Annotated in this window: 15 protein-coding genes; 5 read left to right on the forward strand and 10 right to left on the reverse strand. The window is 67.0% G+C overall.

Annotation, left to right across the window (positions count from 1 at the left end; genetic code table 11):
* Positions 1–68: 68 nt before the first annotated feature.
* Complete coding sequence (locus EV685_RS13550; RefSeq protein ID WP_130482572.1) at positions 69–1,043, forward strand: tripartite tricarboxylate transporter substrate-binding protein; 975 nt, start codon at positions 69–71, stop codon at positions 1,041–1,043.
* Positions 1,044–1,119: 76 nt separating this feature from the next.
* Here EV685_RS13550 and EV685_RS13555 read toward each other — a convergent pair whose 3' ends face one another.
* Positions 1,120–2,010 (reverse strand): cation diffusion facilitator family transporter, encoded by an 891-nt coding sequence (locus EV685_RS13555; RefSeq protein ID WP_130482573.1) that lies wholly within the window; start codon positions 2,008–2,010, stop codon positions 1,120–1,122.
* A gap of 91 nt (positions 2,011–2,101) precedes the next feature.
* Here EV685_RS13555 and EV685_RS13560 point away from each other — a divergent pair, with 91 nt between their 5' ends.
* Entirely contained in the window at positions 2,102–2,743 is a 642-nt protein-coding gene (locus tag EV685_RS13560) for a response regulator transcription factor (RefSeq protein WP_130482574.1), read from the forward strand.
* The gene (locus EV685_RS13565) at positions 2,736–4,085 is read left to right on the forward strand and encodes a sensor histidine kinase (protein ID WP_130482575.1); all 1,350 of its coding nucleotides are present in this window, start codon (positions 2,736–2,738) and stop codon (positions 4,083–4,085) included. The genes EV685_RS13560 and EV685_RS13565 overlap by 8 nt, the downstream gene beginning before the upstream one ends.
* 27 nt (positions 4,086–4,112) lie before the next feature.
* Here EV685_RS13565 and tyrS read toward each other — a convergent pair whose 3' ends face one another.
* Positions 4,113–5,363, reverse strand: a complete 1,251-nt coding sequence (tyrS, locus tag EV685_RS13570; protein WP_130482576.1) for a tyrosine--tRNA ligase — start codon at positions 5,361–5,363, stop codon at positions 4,113–4,115.
* A 175-nt stretch (positions 5,364–5,538) separates the two neighbouring features.
* Between tyrS and EV685_RS13575 the strand changes: the two genes are divergently transcribed.
* Both EV685_RS13575 and EV685_RS13580 read left to right on the forward strand, forming a co-directional pair.
* On the forward strand, positions 5,539–6,927 hold the full coding sequence (locus tag EV685_RS13575) for a M23 family metallopeptidase (protein WP_242615583.1): 1,389 nt from the start codon (positions 5,539–5,541) through the stop codon (positions 6,925–6,927).
* A 14-nt stretch (positions 6,928–6,941) separates the two neighbouring features.
* Positions 6,942–8,063 carry an anhydro-N-acetylmuramic acid kinase gene (locus EV685_RS13580; protein ID WP_275938353.1) on the forward strand — a complete coding sequence of 374 codons (1,122 nt, stop codon included), beginning with the start codon at positions 6,942–6,944 and terminating at the stop codon, positions 8,061–8,063.
* A 59-nt stretch (positions 8,064–8,122) separates the two neighbouring features.
* Here EV685_RS13580 and erpA read toward each other — a convergent pair whose 3' ends face one another.
* The 8 genes from erpA to EV685_RS13620 form a co-directional block, all read right to left on the reverse strand.
* Complete coding sequence (gene erpA, locus EV685_RS13585) at positions 8,123–8,491, reverse strand: iron-sulfur cluster insertion protein ErpA (protein WP_130482577.1); 369 nt, start codon at positions 8,489–8,491, stop codon at positions 8,123–8,125.
* A gap of 65 nt (positions 8,492–8,556) precedes the next feature.
* Positions 8,557–8,982, reverse strand: coding sequence for a bactofilin family protein (locus EV685_RS13590; protein ID WP_130482578.1), 426 nt, complete (start codon positions 8,980–8,982; stop codon positions 8,557–8,559).
* 75 nt (positions 8,983–9,057) lie between these two features.
* Complete coding sequence (locus EV685_RS13595) at positions 9,058–9,771, reverse strand: DUF6776 family protein (protein ID WP_130482579.1); 714 nt, start codon at positions 9,769–9,771, stop codon at positions 9,058–9,060.
* Positions 9,772–9,940: 169 nt separating this feature from the next.
* Positions 9,941–10,333: a 30S ribosomal protein S9 gene (gene rpsI, locus EV685_RS13600; RefSeq protein WP_130482580.1), complete on the reverse strand. Its 393-nt coding sequence runs from the start codon at positions 10,331–10,333 to the stop codon at positions 9,941–9,943.
* 9 nt (positions 10,334–10,342) lie between these two features.
* Positions 10,343–10,771, reverse strand: coding sequence for a 50S ribosomal protein L13 (gene rplM / locus EV685_RS13605; protein WP_130482581.1), 429 nt, complete (start codon positions 10,769–10,771; stop codon positions 10,343–10,345).
* 243 nt (positions 10,772–11,014) lie between these two features.
* Positions 11,015–12,175, reverse strand: a complete 1,161-nt coding sequence (locus EV685_RS13610; RefSeq protein ID WP_130482582.1) for a BMP family ABC transporter substrate-binding protein — start codon at positions 12,173–12,175, stop codon at positions 11,015–11,017.
* A 55-nt stretch (positions 12,176–12,230) separates the two neighbouring features.
* Positions 12,231–13,151 (reverse strand): ABC transporter permease, encoded by a 921-nt coding sequence (locus tag EV685_RS13615; protein ID WP_130482583.1) that lies wholly within the window; start codon positions 13,149–13,151, stop codon positions 12,231–12,233.
* A gap of 37 nt (positions 13,152–13,188) precedes the next feature.
* On the reverse strand, positions 13,189–14,310 hold the full coding sequence (locus EV685_RS13620; protein WP_130482584.1) for an ABC transporter permease: 1,122 nt from the start codon (positions 14,308–14,310) through the stop codon (positions 13,189–13,191).

Genomic DNA, 14,310 nt, shown 5'->3' on the forward strand with positions numbered 1-14,310 from the left:
GGCCGGACCTACGATTTCCCCACTGTCCTGAATCCACCGATGCATCCCGAACCTTCGAGGAGACCCTGATGAAACACCTGATGCTGGGCGCCATCGCCGCGCTGACCGCCGCCACCGCCATGGCCCAGGGCTACCCGGAGAAGCCCATCTCGATCGTCGTGCCGTTCACGGCCGGCGGCCCGACCGACAAGGTCGCGCGTGACTTCGCCGAAGCCCTGCGCAAGCCGCTCAACAACCAGTCCGTCGTGATCGACAACGTCGGCGGTGCCGGCGGCACGCTGGGCGCGGCCAAGGTCGCCAAGGCGGCACCGGACGGCTACACGCTGCTGCTGCACCACATCGGCATGGCGACCTCGCCGGCGCTCTACCGCAACATGCCCTACAAGACCCTCGAGGACTTCGAGTACGTCGGCATGATCAACGAGGTGCCGATGACCGTGATCGGCCGCAGCACGCTGCCGGCCGCCAGCTACGGCGAGCTGACCAAATGGCTCGAAGCCAACAAGGGCAAGATCAACCTGGCCAACGCCGGCCTCGGATCGGCCTCGCACCTGTGCGGCCTGCTGTTCCAGCAAAGCCTGAAGATCGACATGACCACCGTGCCTTACAAGGGCACGGCACCGGCCATGAATGACCTGCTCGGCGGTCAGGTCGACATCATGTGTGACCAGACCACCAACACCACCTCGCAGGTCGAGGCTGGCAAGGTCCGCGCCTATGCGGTCACCACCACCAAGCGCCTGACGACGCCCGCCTACGCCAAGCTGCCGACGCTGGACGAGGCCGGCATGAAGGGCTTCAACGTCAGCATCTGGCACGGCCTGTACGCGCCCAAGGGCACGCCCAAGGCGGTGCTGGACAAGCTGAACGCGGCGCTGAAGACCGCGCTCAACGACGCCGACTTCGCCAAGCGCCAGGAAGCGCTCGGCGCGGTAATCGTGCACGACGCCCGCAACAACCCGGCCGACCACAAGAAGTTCGTCGAGGCCGAGATCAACAAGTGGGGCCCGGTCATCAAGGCCGCCGGCCAGTACGCCGACTGACGCGCCTGCGCATCCGTCGAAGGCCGCACCCGCAAGGGCTGCGGCCTTCTTGCTTTTGGCCCGGCTCGCGTCGGGCTCAGATCAGGTCGTGCACGTCGCCGCTGCGGGCCTCGACGTCCCAGGGCAGCAGCTGGATCGAGGCGCGCAGGCTGGGCACCGCGCTCATCAGCGCTTGCTCGACCGAGCCGCGCAAGGCGGCCGCGCGGCCAAGCGACCAGGCCGCCGGCATGTGCATGTGCAGGTCGACGAAGTTGCGAGCGCCGGCACGCCGGGTGCTCACATGGTCGAAGCGGATGGTCGGATGGGCAAATTCCTGCAGGACTTGATCGATCCGGGCCTGGACCTCGGGTTCGACCGCCTGGTCCATCAGCCCGTCGGCCGAACGCCAGACCAGCGAGGCGCCCTCGCGCAGGATGTTGAGTGCGACCAGGATGGCGATCAGCGGGTCCAGCCAGATCCAGCCGGTGAAATGGACGGCGATCAGGCCACCGACCACGCCGACCGAGGTCCAGACGTCGGTGTAGAGGTGCCGGGCATCGCCTTCGAGCGCCATGGAACGGTGTTCGCGGGCCTTGCGCAGCATCGCCCAGGCCAGCGCCCCGTTGAGCGCCGAGCTGACCAGCGACAGCACGAGACCCAGGCCGAGCGACTCCAGCGGCTGCGGGTGCAGCCAGCGCTGCACGGCGGCCACGACGATGGCCAGCGCGGCGACGAAGATCAGGATGCCTTCGAAGCCCGACGAGAAATACTCGGCCTTGTGATGGCCGTACGGGTGTTTGTCGTCCGGGGGCAACGCAGCGAGCGTGACCATCGCCAACGCGAACATCGCCCCTGCCAAATTCACCAAGGATTCGAGGGCATCGGACAACAAGCTCACCGATCCGGTGGTCCACCATGCGGCGGTCTTGAGTACGATCGTGACCAGGGCCACGAGGACCGACAACTTGAGGTAGCTGCTGACTTGCATCGTCCGATTGTCGGCGCCTACCGTGACCCCTGATCGCCGGCAGCGATCGACGCACTGCCCGTTTCAGCACCGCTCGAACACCTTGTTGCCCATGCACATCCTGCTCCTAGAAGACGACATCGACCTCGGCCAGGCGGTCAGCGACCACCTGGAAGCCGCCGGTCACGAGGTGTACTGGTGCAAGATGATTGGCCAGGCCCGGGGCATCAGCTGCGACATGGCGCTGTTCGACCTGAACCTGCCGGACGGCGATTCGACCGATCTGCTGCGCGACTGGCGCAGCCAGGGCAACCAGACGCCCGTTCTGGCCTTGACCGCGCGTGACCAGGTCAGCGACCGCATCCGCGGCCTGCAGGCCGGCGCGGACGACTACCTCGTCAAGCCCTTCGACCTCGACGAGTTGCTCGCGCGGGTCGAGGCGGTGCGGCGGCGCAGCACGCCGTCACCCCGCCTGAAGGTGCGCGACAACGAGATCGACCTGGAGCACCGCACCGTCCTGCGTGGCGGACTCGTGCTGGACCTGACCGCGCTGGAGTGGGCCATCCTGCGCTGCCTGGCCAACCGGCCGGGACGCATCCACAGCCGCGCCGAGATCGAGGCGGACATCTCGGCCGGCGGCCTGCACAGCGGCGACAGCAACACGCTGGAGGTCATCATCAGCCGGCTGCGCAAGAAGATGGGCACCGAGACCATCAGCACGCACCGCGGCCTGGGCTACCGGCTTGATGTCTGAGCGTCCTGCGCGCTACAGCCTCGAGGGGCTGCTGCGCAGCCGGGTGCTGCTGCTGATCGGCACGCTCTGGCTGTTCGCATCGCTGGCCGCGTTCTACGGCCTGCGGGAGAAGGCCCGCATCCTGCTGGACGACACCTTGCTGGAGGCGGCCGAACAGCTCATGGCGATGCCTGAGGAGGCCCTCGGCCACGGCGAGGCCCCGCCGCGCGTGCTGGAGATCGGCGGCGACGAGACCGACATCGTCTATCAGGTCTACGACGGCACCGGCGCGCTGCGGCTGCGATCCCACGCCGCGCCGACCTCACCGCTGGTGCAGATCGACCGGCAAGGACTGGTCGAGACCGATACCTGGTATGCCCTCGTGGTCACCCACCCGGACCGGACCCGCAGCGTCATCGTTGCGCAGGGTCGGGCGGAGCGTCAGGCCACGCTGTGGAGCGTCTACGCCTGGCTGCTGGGCCCCGTGCTGCTGGTGCTGCCGCTGTCGGCCTGGATGCTGCATCGCGTCTTGCGGCGCAGTTTCCTGGCGCTGGAGCCGATCCGCATCGACCTGTCGACCCGCGCGCCGCACCAGCTTCACCCGGTCGAGCACCTGCAGGTGCCCACCGAGCTGCAGCCGATGCTGGAGACCGTCAACGTCCTGATGGCCCGCGTCAGCAAGCTGATCGACGCCGAACGCGCGTTCGCCGCCCACACCGCGCACGAACTGCGCACCCCGCTGGCCGCAGCCCGGGCCCAGGCCCAGCGGCTGGAGCAGGAGGCGCTTGAACATGGCGTGCCTCGGCTGGTCGAGCGCACCCAGGCGCTGGTGCGGCAGCTGGATCGGCTGACCCGTCTGGCCAGCCGGCTGTTGCAGCTCGCCCGCATCGACTCGGGTGTGGCCCTGCGCCGGGAGCCGATCGACCTGAGCCAACTGGCCGGCCTGGTGATGGATGAGTTCGGCGAGGCGCGCAGCCTGGCGCAGCTCGACATCCACGTGGAGTCCCAGCCCCTGGAGGCGATCGACGGCGACATCGACGCTCTGGGCATCGCCCTGCGCAACCTGATCGACAACGCCCTGAAGCACGGCGGCGCAGGGGCCAAGGTGCGCATCTGCGTCGGCCCCGGCCGGCTTGCGGTGCAGGACAACGGCAGGGGCATCCCCGCCGATCAGGTCGCCCGCCTCGCCAAGCCGTTCGAGCGCGGCTCGACGGTGGCCGAAGGCTCGGGCCTGGGTCTGACGATGGTGCAGACGGTCGCGCGTCAATCGGGCGCGACGCTGAACTTCACGGCCCTGGACGGGCCCGTCTGGCGCTTCGAAGTCAGCCTGACGTTTCCCCAGGCTGCCAACGCCACCGCCTGAGGCCTGACGCCCCAGACGCCGAGCGACTCAAGCCAGTTCGACGCGGGCGAACTTGCGCTTGCCGACCTGCACCACGTAAGTGCCAGCGGCCAGCTTCAGGCCCTTGTCGGAGACCAGGTTGCCGTCGACGCGCACCCCGTTCTGTTCGATCAGGCGGTTGGCCTCGGTCGCCGAGGGCGCCAGGTTGGCTTGCCGCAGCAAGGCACCGATGCCCAGCGGTGCGCCGGACAGCGTCACCGTCGGGATCTCGTCGGGCACACCGCCGCGGGCGCGGTTCTCGAAATCCTGCTGCGCAGCTTCCGCCGCTGCCACGCCGTGGAAGCGGGCGGTGATTTCATGGGCCAACTGGACCTTGGCGTCCTTGGGGTTGCGGCCAGCAAGGACCTCGGCCTTCAACGCCGCGATGTCGGCTTCGCTGCGGAAGCTCAGCAGCGTGTAGTAGGTCCACATCAGCTCGTCACTGACCGACAAGATCTTGGCGTACATCGCATTGGCCGGCTCGCTGATGCCGATGTAGTTGCCCTTGGACTTGGACATCTTGTCCACGCCATCGAGCCCCACCAGCAGCGGCATCGTCAGGATGCACTGCGGCTCCTGGCCGTATTCCTGTTGCAGGTGACGCCCCATCAGCAAGTTGAACTTCTGGTCGGTGCCGCCCAGTTCCAGGTCGCTGCGCAGCGCCACCGAGTCATAGCCCTGCATCAGCGGATAGAGAAACTCGTGCACCGAGATGGGCGTACCGGCCTTGTAGCGCTTGGTGAAGTCGTCGCGTTCCATCATGCGGGCGACGGTGTAGCGCGAGGCCAGCGAGATCAGGCCGCGAGCGCCCAGCGGGTCGGACCATTCCGAGTTGTAGCGAATCTCGGTGCGGGCCGGGTCCAGCACCAAGCTGGCCTGGCGGTAGTAGGTCTCGGCGTTCGCCTTGATCTGCTCGGGCGTCAACGGCGGGCGCGTGGTGTTGCGCCCTGACGGGTCGCCGATCATCGAGGTGAAGTCCCCGATCAGGAAGATCACCGTGTGGCCGATGTCCTGAAGCTGGCGCAGCTTGTTGAGGACCACCGTGTGGCCGAGGTGGATGTCGGGCGCGGTCGGGTCCAGGCCGAGCTTGATGCGCAGCGGCTGGCCGCTGGCCTCCGAGCGCTGCAGCTTGCGGATCCAGTCGGCCTCCGGCAGAAGCTCCTCGCAACCCCGGCGGGTGACCTGGAGAGCGGCCTGAACCGCATCGGACAGCGGCTCCTTCGCGGAGGTCTCGGACGTGCGTTCAGGCTGGCTGGACATGAAGATTTCGCTACGGGTTATTACAAATTTCACGGTGGTACGCGTCGGTATACTCGATTGACGCGTTCGGCGGCCCTGGATTCTAGGGGTCGCCCATCCCGCTCCCGACGGGTCGGCCACCAGCCTTCCCGACCCGACATGGCCTGCGATGCAGGCACTCATCAGGTGACATCGGTTGAAGATTCGAAGTGAACACGTGCGCCTGTCGCTGGCACGTGCCGAACTGGCCTTGCGCCAACATCCCCGGGTTCTCAGTGGCGCCGCTCTGACGCTGCTGCTGGGCAGCGCGGTCACGGCCTTTGGCGTCGCGCCGCTGACGCCCATCGACACCACGCCCGTCAGCACCCGCATCATCACCGAGGCGATGGCGGTGCCTGACCTGACGCCGCAGTCGCTGGCGCTTGAGGCCTACACGCTCGCCTTGCACCGCAACGACGTGACCCGTGCCGGTGACACCGCCGACTCGCTGCTGGCCCGTCTGGGGATTTCGGATCTGGAAGCCGCTGCTTTCCTGCGGCGCGACCGCACGGCCCAGCGCATCCTCACCGGTCGCACCGGCAAGCGCGTGCAGGCCACCAGCGTGGCGGGTCCGAGCGGCCAGTTGCAGCGACTCGTCGTGCGCGGCCCGGCGCTGGACAGCGCGCGAGCGCTCACCCACTTCTCTCGTGTCACGCTGACCCGCGAGGCCGGCGGATTCAGCATCCAGGAAGAAGACGTTGCACTCGGCGTCGAGCACCGCAGCGGCGCCGGCACGATCCAGTCCAGCCTCTTTGCCGCCGCCGACCAAGCCGGACTGCCCGATTCGGTGACGATCCAGATGGCCGAGATCTTCGGCAGCGACATCGATTTTCGCCGCGAACTGCGCAAGGGCGACACCTTCGCGGTCGTGTACGAGTCGCTGTCGGCCGATGGCGAACCGCTGACCTGGGGCGTCAACACCGGCCGTGTGCTGTCAGCGCGTTTCGTCAACGATGGTCATACCCTCGATGCGGTGTGGTTCCAGGATGGCGACCAGCGCGGCGGCTACTACAGCGCCGATGGCAAGAGCAAGGCGCGCGTTTTCCTGGCCTCGCCGCTGGCGTTCTCGCGCGTCAGTTCGGGCTTTTCGATGCGCTTCCACCCGATCCTGAAGCAGTGGCGTGCCCACCTCGGGGTGGACTACGCGGCACCGACCGGCACCCCGGTGCGCAGCGTCGGTGACGGCACGGTCGAGTTCGCCGGCACGCAGAACGGCTACGGCAACGTCGTGATCGTTCGCCACGGCGGCGAACACAGCACCGTCTATGCCCACCTCAGCCGCATCGGCGTGCGGGCTGGCCAGAAGGTGGCTCAGGGCGACACGCTCGGCGGCGTTGGCAGCACCGGCTGGGCCACCGGCCCGCACCTACATTTCGAATTCAAGCAAGGCGGCCGCCAGGTCGACCCGATCAAGGTCGCCCGCAGTTCCGAGGCCGTGACGCTCGGCAGTGCGGCCCTGGCGCGATTCCGAGACCTTGCCTCATCCGCCCAGGACCATCTGGTCGGCGCGCTCGCGTCGGCCGGCGCTGTCGCCCAGATGGAGTGAACGGCAGCCTCGCCGTGAGCCCGCTGCGCTGCATCGGCCTGATGTCCGGCACCTCGCTGGACGGCGTTGACGGCGTCATCGCCGGCTGGGATGCTGACGGCCAGTGGCACGGCGTCGAGGCGCATGTCCAACTTCCCTTTGAACCGGGACTGCGCGCGGCCCTGATGGCCCTGCAATCCAGCGGTCCGGATGAACTGCACCGAGCCGCCCTGGCGGCCAATGCGCTCGCCGAGGTTTACGCGAGCGCTGTCGCGCAATTGCTGGCCATGACGGGGCGACAGCCCGGTGACATCGCAGCCATCGGCGCCCATGGCCAGACCGTGCGCCACCAGCCCGGCCAGCACGACGGCATCGGCTACACCTGCCAGCTCAACAGCCCTTCGCTGCTGGCCGAACGCAGCGGCATCGCGGTCATCGCCGATTTCCGCAGCCGCGACGTGGCCGCCGGTGGCCAGGGCGCACCGCTGGTGCCGCCCTTCCACCAAGCCGTTTTCGGCCGCAGCGATGCGACCGTCGCGGTGGTCAACATCGGTGGCATCGCGAACCTGACGGTGCTCGAACCCGGCCAGCCAGCCCGCGGCTGGGACACGGGCCCGGGCAACGTTCTGATGGACGGCTGGATCGGCCGACATCTGGCTCGACCCTATGACACCGAAGGCCGCTGGGCCGCACAAGGCCGGGTCGACAGAACCTTGCTCGCCCACCTGCAGGCCGAGCCCTATCTGGCACAGCGTGCGCCCAAGAGCACCGGGCGGGACCTCTTTCACCTGGACTGGCTGGATGCGATCGGTTCGGGTTGGGCAGCGCGGCTGTCGCCTGTCGACGTCCAGGCCACGTTGTGCGAACTGACCGCGCTCAGCATCGCCGATGACCTGCGACGGGTCGCCGCTGACGCGCACGAGCTGCTGGTCTGCGGCGGCGGCGCATTCAACACACACCTGATGTCCCGCTTGCAGGCCGCCCTGCCGACGATGCAGGTGCGATCGACCGAGCACGTCGGCCTGCCGCCCCTTCAGGTCGAGGCCGCCGCCTTCGCCTGGCTGGCGCGCCAGCACCTGGCCGGCCGGCCAGGCAACGCACCCGAGGTGACCGGCGCTCGCGGCGCGCGCATCCTCGGCGCCTTCCACCCGGCCTGAACCTCGCGCCCACGAAAAAGCCGCCCGAAGGCGGCTCGTAGCGCAGGGGCCTGCGTGACTCAGACCGAGAAGCTCGATCCGCAGCCGCAGGTGGTCGTCGCGTTCGGGTTCTTGATGACGAACTGGGCGCCCTGCAAGTCTTCCTTGTAGTCGATCTCCGCGCCGGCCAGGTACTGCAGGCTCATCGCGTCGATCAGCAGCGTGACACCGTTCTTGGCCATCTGCGTATCGTCGTCGTTGACGATCTCATCGAAGGTGAATCCGTACTGGAAGCCCGAGCATCCGCCGCCTTGCACGAACACGCGCAGCTTCAGGTCCGGGTTGCCTTCCTCGGCCACCAGATCGGCCACTTTGGCCGCAGCACTGTCGGTGAAGACGATGGGAGCGGGGGGCATCTCGGTCTGGACGTTTTCCGCAACGGCGCTCATGGGCGACTCCTGAAATCTGCTCGATGGAACCGGGCCCACAAAAAGGACCCGGCTGGATGATGGTCTTACTTCGTGTCGTTGCCGGTCGCCAGCAACTTCAGGGAAGGCTTGTCGTCGATCACCGGACCAGACAGAGCGCCCCCATTCATGCGCTGAAGGGCGCCGTCGATCGAGGCACCCTGGTGCATCTCAAGCGACTCGTAGCGGACCTCGCCTTCGATGCGCGCCTTGGGCTGCAACTCCAGCAGATGGGTCGACTCGACCGGTCCGATCACGGTGCCGTTGATGATGACATGACCGGCCTTGACCGTGCCCACGACCCTGGCTTTCTCGCTGATCACGAGGATGCTGGTGTCGTCCGCACTGGCGACCACGTCGCCCTGGACTTCACCGTCGATGCGCAGGCCGCCGCTGAAGCGCAGCAGGCCCTGGACAACGGTGCCCTCCCCGACAAGGCTGCGGATGGCGGGCTGTTTCTTCGAACCAAACATGGACTGTTCCTGGAGATCTTGTGGTGAGCGGTGCGGTCGTGCCGACGGCGCAGGACGCAGGGCGCGCAGACGGCGTCAGAGACGAGCCGTGTCGGTGGTCTGGACCTTGCCGGCCGCATCGTAGACCTTGATTTCCACTATTTTCACAATGGCCGTCGAAGGGTAGTCGGCTGAGCCTTCGAGTCGCTGATATTGCTTCAGATTCACGCTCTGGGAGGGCTCACGCACCACGAGGGACCACGCCTTGCCATCCAGCGTGCCGCTGAGCGCGAGTTCGTAGCGTCCCTGGAAGGTGGCGGTCCTGCCGCTCGCCTGCATCAGCAAGCCTTGATACCGCAGACGCCCAGGTGCCTCGATCTCGACCTGAAGGCCGCGCAAGTTCAAGGCACGGTTGCCGCCCGTCGAGGGCATCAGTCGCTCAAAGAAGGCCAGGTCACGGGCCAGCGCGAGGTTTTCAGCCTCCAACGACTTGACGCGCGCGGCCAGGCTGTCTTGGGTCGCACGCTCGGTCTTGAGGAGCGTCTCGGCCGAGTTCGCCACGGAGACCGCGCGGTCGTGTTCGTCGCGCAACTGGCCGATCTCCTGGCGCAGCGTGACCAGTTCCTGCTGGGCATCGCGGTCGATGCCTGCGATGTCCTTGCCAAATTCGTAAGCCCACATGCCCAGCGCCGCACAAAAGCCCAGCATCAGGGCGAAGGCGGCCCAACGCAGAGGCCAGGGCAAACGGCTGCGCACCGCGACACGCGGTGCACTGACGGACAGTCGACGACGAAGAAGCTTCCAGCGCATGGACAAATTGTGGGGTGGGACACGGGCCGCGCCCCTTGGGGGTACGACCGGGCCCGCACCATACACGAAGGGCCACCCATGGTGGCCCTTCGTCTTGTGAACAGGGTTGCACCCTGTTCCTGTGCGCAGCGGCCACCACCTGAAGCGGTGGCCATCTGCCGCTGGCCGATCAGCGCTTGCTGAACTGCTTGCGACGGCGAGCGCCGTGCAGACCGACCTTCTTACGCTCGACTTCGCGGGCATCGCGCGTCACGAAGCCGGCGTGGCTCAGTTCGGGCTTGAGCGCGGCGTCGTAGTCGATCAGCGCACGCGTCACGCCGTGACGCACCGCACCGGCCTGACCCGATTCACCACCACCGTGCACATTGACCTTGATGTCGAACGCTTCGGCATTGTTGGTCAGCAGCAGCGGCTGCTTGCAGATCATGATCGAGGTCTGGCGGCCGAAATACTCTTCGACCGACTTGCCATTGACCATGATCTTGCCGGTGCCCTTCTTGATGAAGACACGCGCCACCGACGACTTGCGACGGCCCGTGCCGTAGTTCCATTCACCGATCATCGCGGCTCCTTAGATGTCCAGCGTCTTGGGCTGCTGAGCGGCGTGCGGGTGTTCACCACCGGCATAGACCTTCAGCTTCTTGATCATCGCGTAGCCCAGCGGACCCTTGGGCAGCATGCCCTTGACCGCCTTCTGGAGCGCACGGCCGGGATGCTTGGCCTGCAGGTCACGGAAGTTGGTCTCGTAGATCCCGCCCGGGTAGCCCGAGTGGCGGTAGTACTTCTTGTCGAGCGACTTGGTGCCGGTCACGCGCAGCTTTTCTGCGTTGACGACGACGATGAAGTCACCGGTATCCACGTGAGGCGTGTAAATGGCTTTGTGTTTGCCGCGCAGGCGGAGGGCGACTTCGCTGGCCACCCGTCCGAGGACCTTGTCGGTCGCGTCAACCACAAACCACTCATGCACGACCTCGGCCGGCTTGGCGCTGAAGGTCTTCATGGCAAATCTTTCATTTGCGGGTTGTGTGCTACTGGGATCCCGTCCATCGGTGCCGCTTGTCGTTGCGGCCTCTCAGGGCAGGCTTCGAAGGCCGATGTCGGCAGACCTTGCAGGCCTCGTCATCGTCACTTCTGTCTTTCCGCGTAGCGAGAACGGAAAAGCCCGCGAGTATAGCGCATGCGCACACTCGCGGGCCTGGTCGGTGACGCGAAGACCCGGACAAGCCGGGTCAGGCATCGCGGCTTACTTGCCGGTCGGGACCTTGCCTTCGACGCCCTTGACGTAGAAGTTGATGCCGCCCATGAACTTGTCGTCGGCGACCTCGTCCTTCTTCAGGACTTCCTTGCCGTCCTGGCCAACGATCGGGCCCTTCCAGATCGAGAAGCTGCCGTCGGTCAGACCAGCCTTGATGGCATCGACCTTCGCCTTGACGTCCGCCGGGACCTTGTCGCTGACCGACACGATGTCGATCGCGCCTTCCTTGACGCCCCACCAGACGCCGCCGGTCTGCCAGCTGCCTTCCAGCGTGTCCTTGACGGCCTTCTTGTAGTACGGCGCCCAGTTGATGATGGCCGATGCCAGGTGGGCGTTGGCGGCGTACTTGCTCATGTCGGAGTCCCAGCCGAAGGCGAACTTGCCCTTCTCCTCGGCCTTCTGCAGCACCGCGCTGGAGTCGGTGTTCTGGAACAGGACGTCGGCGCCGCCGGAGATCAGGCTCTGCGCGCCTTCGCCTTCCTTGGGCGGATCGAACCACTTGTTGACCCAGACGACCTTGGTCTTGACCTTCGGGTTGACGCTTTGCGCGCCCAGCGTGAACGAGTTGATGTTGCGGATCACCTCGGGGATGGGGATCGAGCCGACCACGCCCAGCACATTGGACTTGGTCATGCTGCCCGCGATCACGCCGGCCATGTAGGCACCCTCGTAGGTGCGGCTGTCGTAGGTGCGCAGGTTGGCGGCGGTCTTGTAGCCGGTGGCGTGCTCGAACTTGACGTCCGGCGTGTCGGCGGCGACCTTGAGCATCGGCTCCATGTAGCCGAAGGTGGTGCCAAAGATCAGCTTGTTGCCTTGGCCGACCAGGTCACGCATGACACGCTCGGCGTCGGCCGACTCGGGCACGTTCTCGACGAAGCTGGTGACGATCTTGTCGCCGAACTCGGCCTCGACGGCCTTGCGGGCGTTGTCGTGGGCGAAGGTCCAGCCGGCATCGCCAACCGGGCCCACGTAGGCAAAGGCGACCTTGAGCGGTTCGGGCTTGGCGGCGGCCGAGGCGGGTGCCGATGCGGGTTCGGCGGCGGGTGCGGCCGCCTCCTCCTTCTTGCCGCAACCGACGAGCGCGGCGGTGGCGGCCAGGGCGGCCCAACTGGTGGCCTTGAGGATCGTTCGCTTCGAGAGCTTGGTCATGCGTTCTCCAGGATGGTGAGTGACTGACGACTGCGGGGGGAAATTATGGGGTGGCTCAGGAGCCAGGGAAGAACGGCTTGCCGATCGATGCCGGCATGTTGATGCGGATCCACGTCGGGTTGCGCGAAATCAGCACCAGCACGACCACCGTGGCGAGGTAGGGCAGCATCGTCAGCCACTGGCTGGCGATCTGCACGCCTTCGCCCTGCAGGTGGAACTGCAGCATCGTGACACCGCCGAACAGGTAGGCCCCGAGCAAGACGCGGGCCGGGCGCCAGGTCGCGAAGGTGGTCAGCGCCAGCGCGATCCAGCCCTTGCCCGCCGTCATGCCTTCGACCCACAGCGGCGTGTAGATGACCGATAGGAAGGCGCCCGCGACACCACACAGCGCGCCACCGGCCAGCACGGCGATGAAGCGGATGCGCCGCACCGGATAGCCCAGCGCGTGGGCCGATTCGGGCGACTCGCCGATCGCACGCAGCACCAGGCCGGCGCGCGAGCGGTAGAGGAACCACGCCAGCGCCAGCATGAAGAGCACGGTCAGGTAGACCATCGGGTGGTGCTTGAAGAAGGCGGGCCCAAAAAACGGCAGGTCGGCCAGGAAGGGGATCTCGAAGCGCGGCCGCTCGGCCAGCTTGGCCTGCGTGTAGCTGATGCCCAGGAAGGCCGAGAAGCCGCCGCCGAAGAGGCTCAGCGCCAGGCCTGAGGCGTACTGGTTGGTGTTCAGCCAGATCACCAGCACGCCGAAGATGGCGGCCATGCCGGCACCGGCCAGCGCACCGGCGCCAAAGGCCAGCCAGTCGTTGCCGGTGTGCACCGAGGTGGCAAAGCCGGCGATGGCGGCCACCAGCATCATCCCTTCGGCGCCCAGGTTGAGGATGCCGGCCCGCTCGTTGATGAGCAGGCCCAGCGCGGCGATGGCCAGCACGGTGCCGGCACTCAGCGTGGCGGCCAGCAGCAGGGCGATTTCGTTCATGGCGTGATGCTCCGATGGGAAAAGGGCTGCGCGGGCATCAGGCCGTGCGGGTCAGGTTCGGGGCGGTGGCAGCGGCCACCGGCACGGACTTCGCGACCCAGCGCACGCGGTAGGCGATCAGCGTGTCGCAAGCCAGCAGGGCGAACAGCAACAAGCCCTGGAAGACGCCGGTGATGGACTTGGGCAGACCCATGCGCGACTGCGCCAGCTCGCCGCCGATGTAGAACATGCTCATCAGCACGGCCGAGAACACGATGCCCACCGGATGCAGGCGGCCGACGAAGGCGACGATGATGGCCGCGAAGCCGTAGCCGGCCGGCACATGGGGCGTGAGCTGACCGAGCGGGCCGGCCGCCTCCAGCGCACCGGCCAGGCCGGCCATGCCGCCCGAGATCAGCAGCGCCGTCCAGAGCGCCGCCCGCGACGAGAAGCCGGCGTAGCGCGACGCGGCCGGCGCGAGTCCGCCGACCTGCAGCGCAAAGCCGCGGTAGGTGCGGAACAGGAAGACGGTGAACCCCACCACCAGCAGCAGCGCGACGATCAGGCCGATGTTGGCGCGCAGCCCGGTGAACAGCTTGGGGATGCGGGTGACCGCGTCGAAGGTGACGGTCTGCGGGAAGTTGTAGCCCTGCGGGTCCTTCCAGGGTCCGTAGACCAGGTAGCTCAGCACCATCTCGGCGACATAGACCAGCATCAGGCTGACCAGGATCTCGCTGGCATTGAAGCGGTCGCGCAGCAGCGCCACCACGCCGGCCCAGACCATGCCGCCGAGCACGCCGGCCAGCAAGATGACGACGACGATGCCGCGCCCCATCCAGGCCCAGCCCGAGTCCGGCCCGACCTGAAGCGCGACCCAGCCACCGGCCAGCGCGCCGAAGATGTACTGGCCCTCAGCGCCGATGTTCCAGAGGTTGGAGCGAAAGCACACCGCCAGACCCAGCGCGATCAGCACCAGCGGCACCGCCTTCACGCTCAGTTCGGACAAGGCGTAGGCATTGCGGATCGGCTCGTGGAAGAACATCTGAAGGCCGCGCACCGGGTCCTTGCCCAGCATCACAAAGAGCAGCACGCCGATCAGCACGGTGATGACCAGCGCCAGCAGCGGCGAGGCCAGCGACATCCATTGCGAGGGCTGGGCCCGGGGTTCGAGCTTGAACAT

The organism is Sphaerotilus mobilis (assembly GCF_004216565.1).
Taxonomy (GTDB): Bacteria; Pseudomonadota; Gammaproteobacteria; order Burkholderiales; family Burkholderiaceae_C; genus Sphaerotilus; species Sphaerotilus mobilis.

What these genes read in the sequence shown, in the direction of transcription:
- EV685_RS13550 (WP_130482572.1), top strand. Translation starts at nt 69, where the DNA reads ATGAAACACCTGATGCTGGGCGCCATCGCCGCGCTGACCGCCGCCACC.
- EV685_RS13555 (WP_130482573.1), bottom strand. Translation starts at nt 2,010, where the DNA reads ATGCAAGTCAGCAGCTACCTCAAGTTGTCGGTCCTCGTGGCCCTGGTC.
- EV685_RS13560 (WP_130482574.1), top strand. Translation starts at nt 2,102, where the DNA reads ATGCACATCCTGCTCCTAGAAGACGACATCGACCTCGGCCAGGCGGTC.
- EV685_RS13565 (WP_130482575.1), top strand. Translation starts at nt 2,736, where the DNA reads ATGTCTGAGCGTCCTGCGCGCTACAGCCTCGAGGGGCTGCTGCGCAGC.
- tyrS (WP_130482576.1), bottom strand. Translation starts at nt 5,363, where the DNA reads ATGTCCAGCCAGCCTGAACGCACGTCCGAGACCTCCGCGAAGGAGCCG.
- erpA (WP_130482577.1), bottom strand. Translation starts at nt 8,491, where the DNA reads ATGAGCGCCGTTGCGGAAAACGTCCAGACCGAGATGCCCCCCGCTCCC.
- EV685_RS13590 (WP_130482578.1), bottom strand. Translation starts at nt 8,982, where the DNA reads ATGTTTGGTTCGAAGAAACAGCCCGCCATCCGCAGCCTTGTCGGGGAG.
- EV685_RS13595 (WP_130482579.1), bottom strand. Translation starts at nt 9,771, where the DNA reads ATGCGCTGGAAGCTTCTTCGTCGTCGACTGTCCGTCAGTGCACCGCGT.
- rpsI (WP_130482580.1), bottom strand. Translation starts at nt 10,333, where the DNA reads ATGATCGGTGAATGGAACTACGGCACGGGCCGTCGCAAGTCGTCGGTG.
- rplM (WP_130482581.1), bottom strand. Translation starts at nt 10,771, where the DNA reads ATGAAGACCTTCAGCGCCAAGCCGGCCGAGGTCGTGCATGAGTGGTTT.
- EV685_RS13610 (WP_130482582.1), bottom strand. Translation starts at nt 12,175, where the DNA reads ATGACCAAGCTCTCGAAGCGAACGATCCTCAAGGCCACCAGTTGGGCC.
- EV685_RS13615 (WP_130482583.1), bottom strand. Translation starts at nt 13,151, where the DNA reads ATGAACGAAATCGCCCTGCTGCTGGCCGCCACGCTGAGTGCCGGCACC.
- EV685_RS13620 (WP_130482584.1), bottom strand. Translation starts at nt 14,310, where the DNA reads ATGTTCAAGCTCGAACCCCGGGCCCAGCCCTCGCAATGGATGTCGCTG.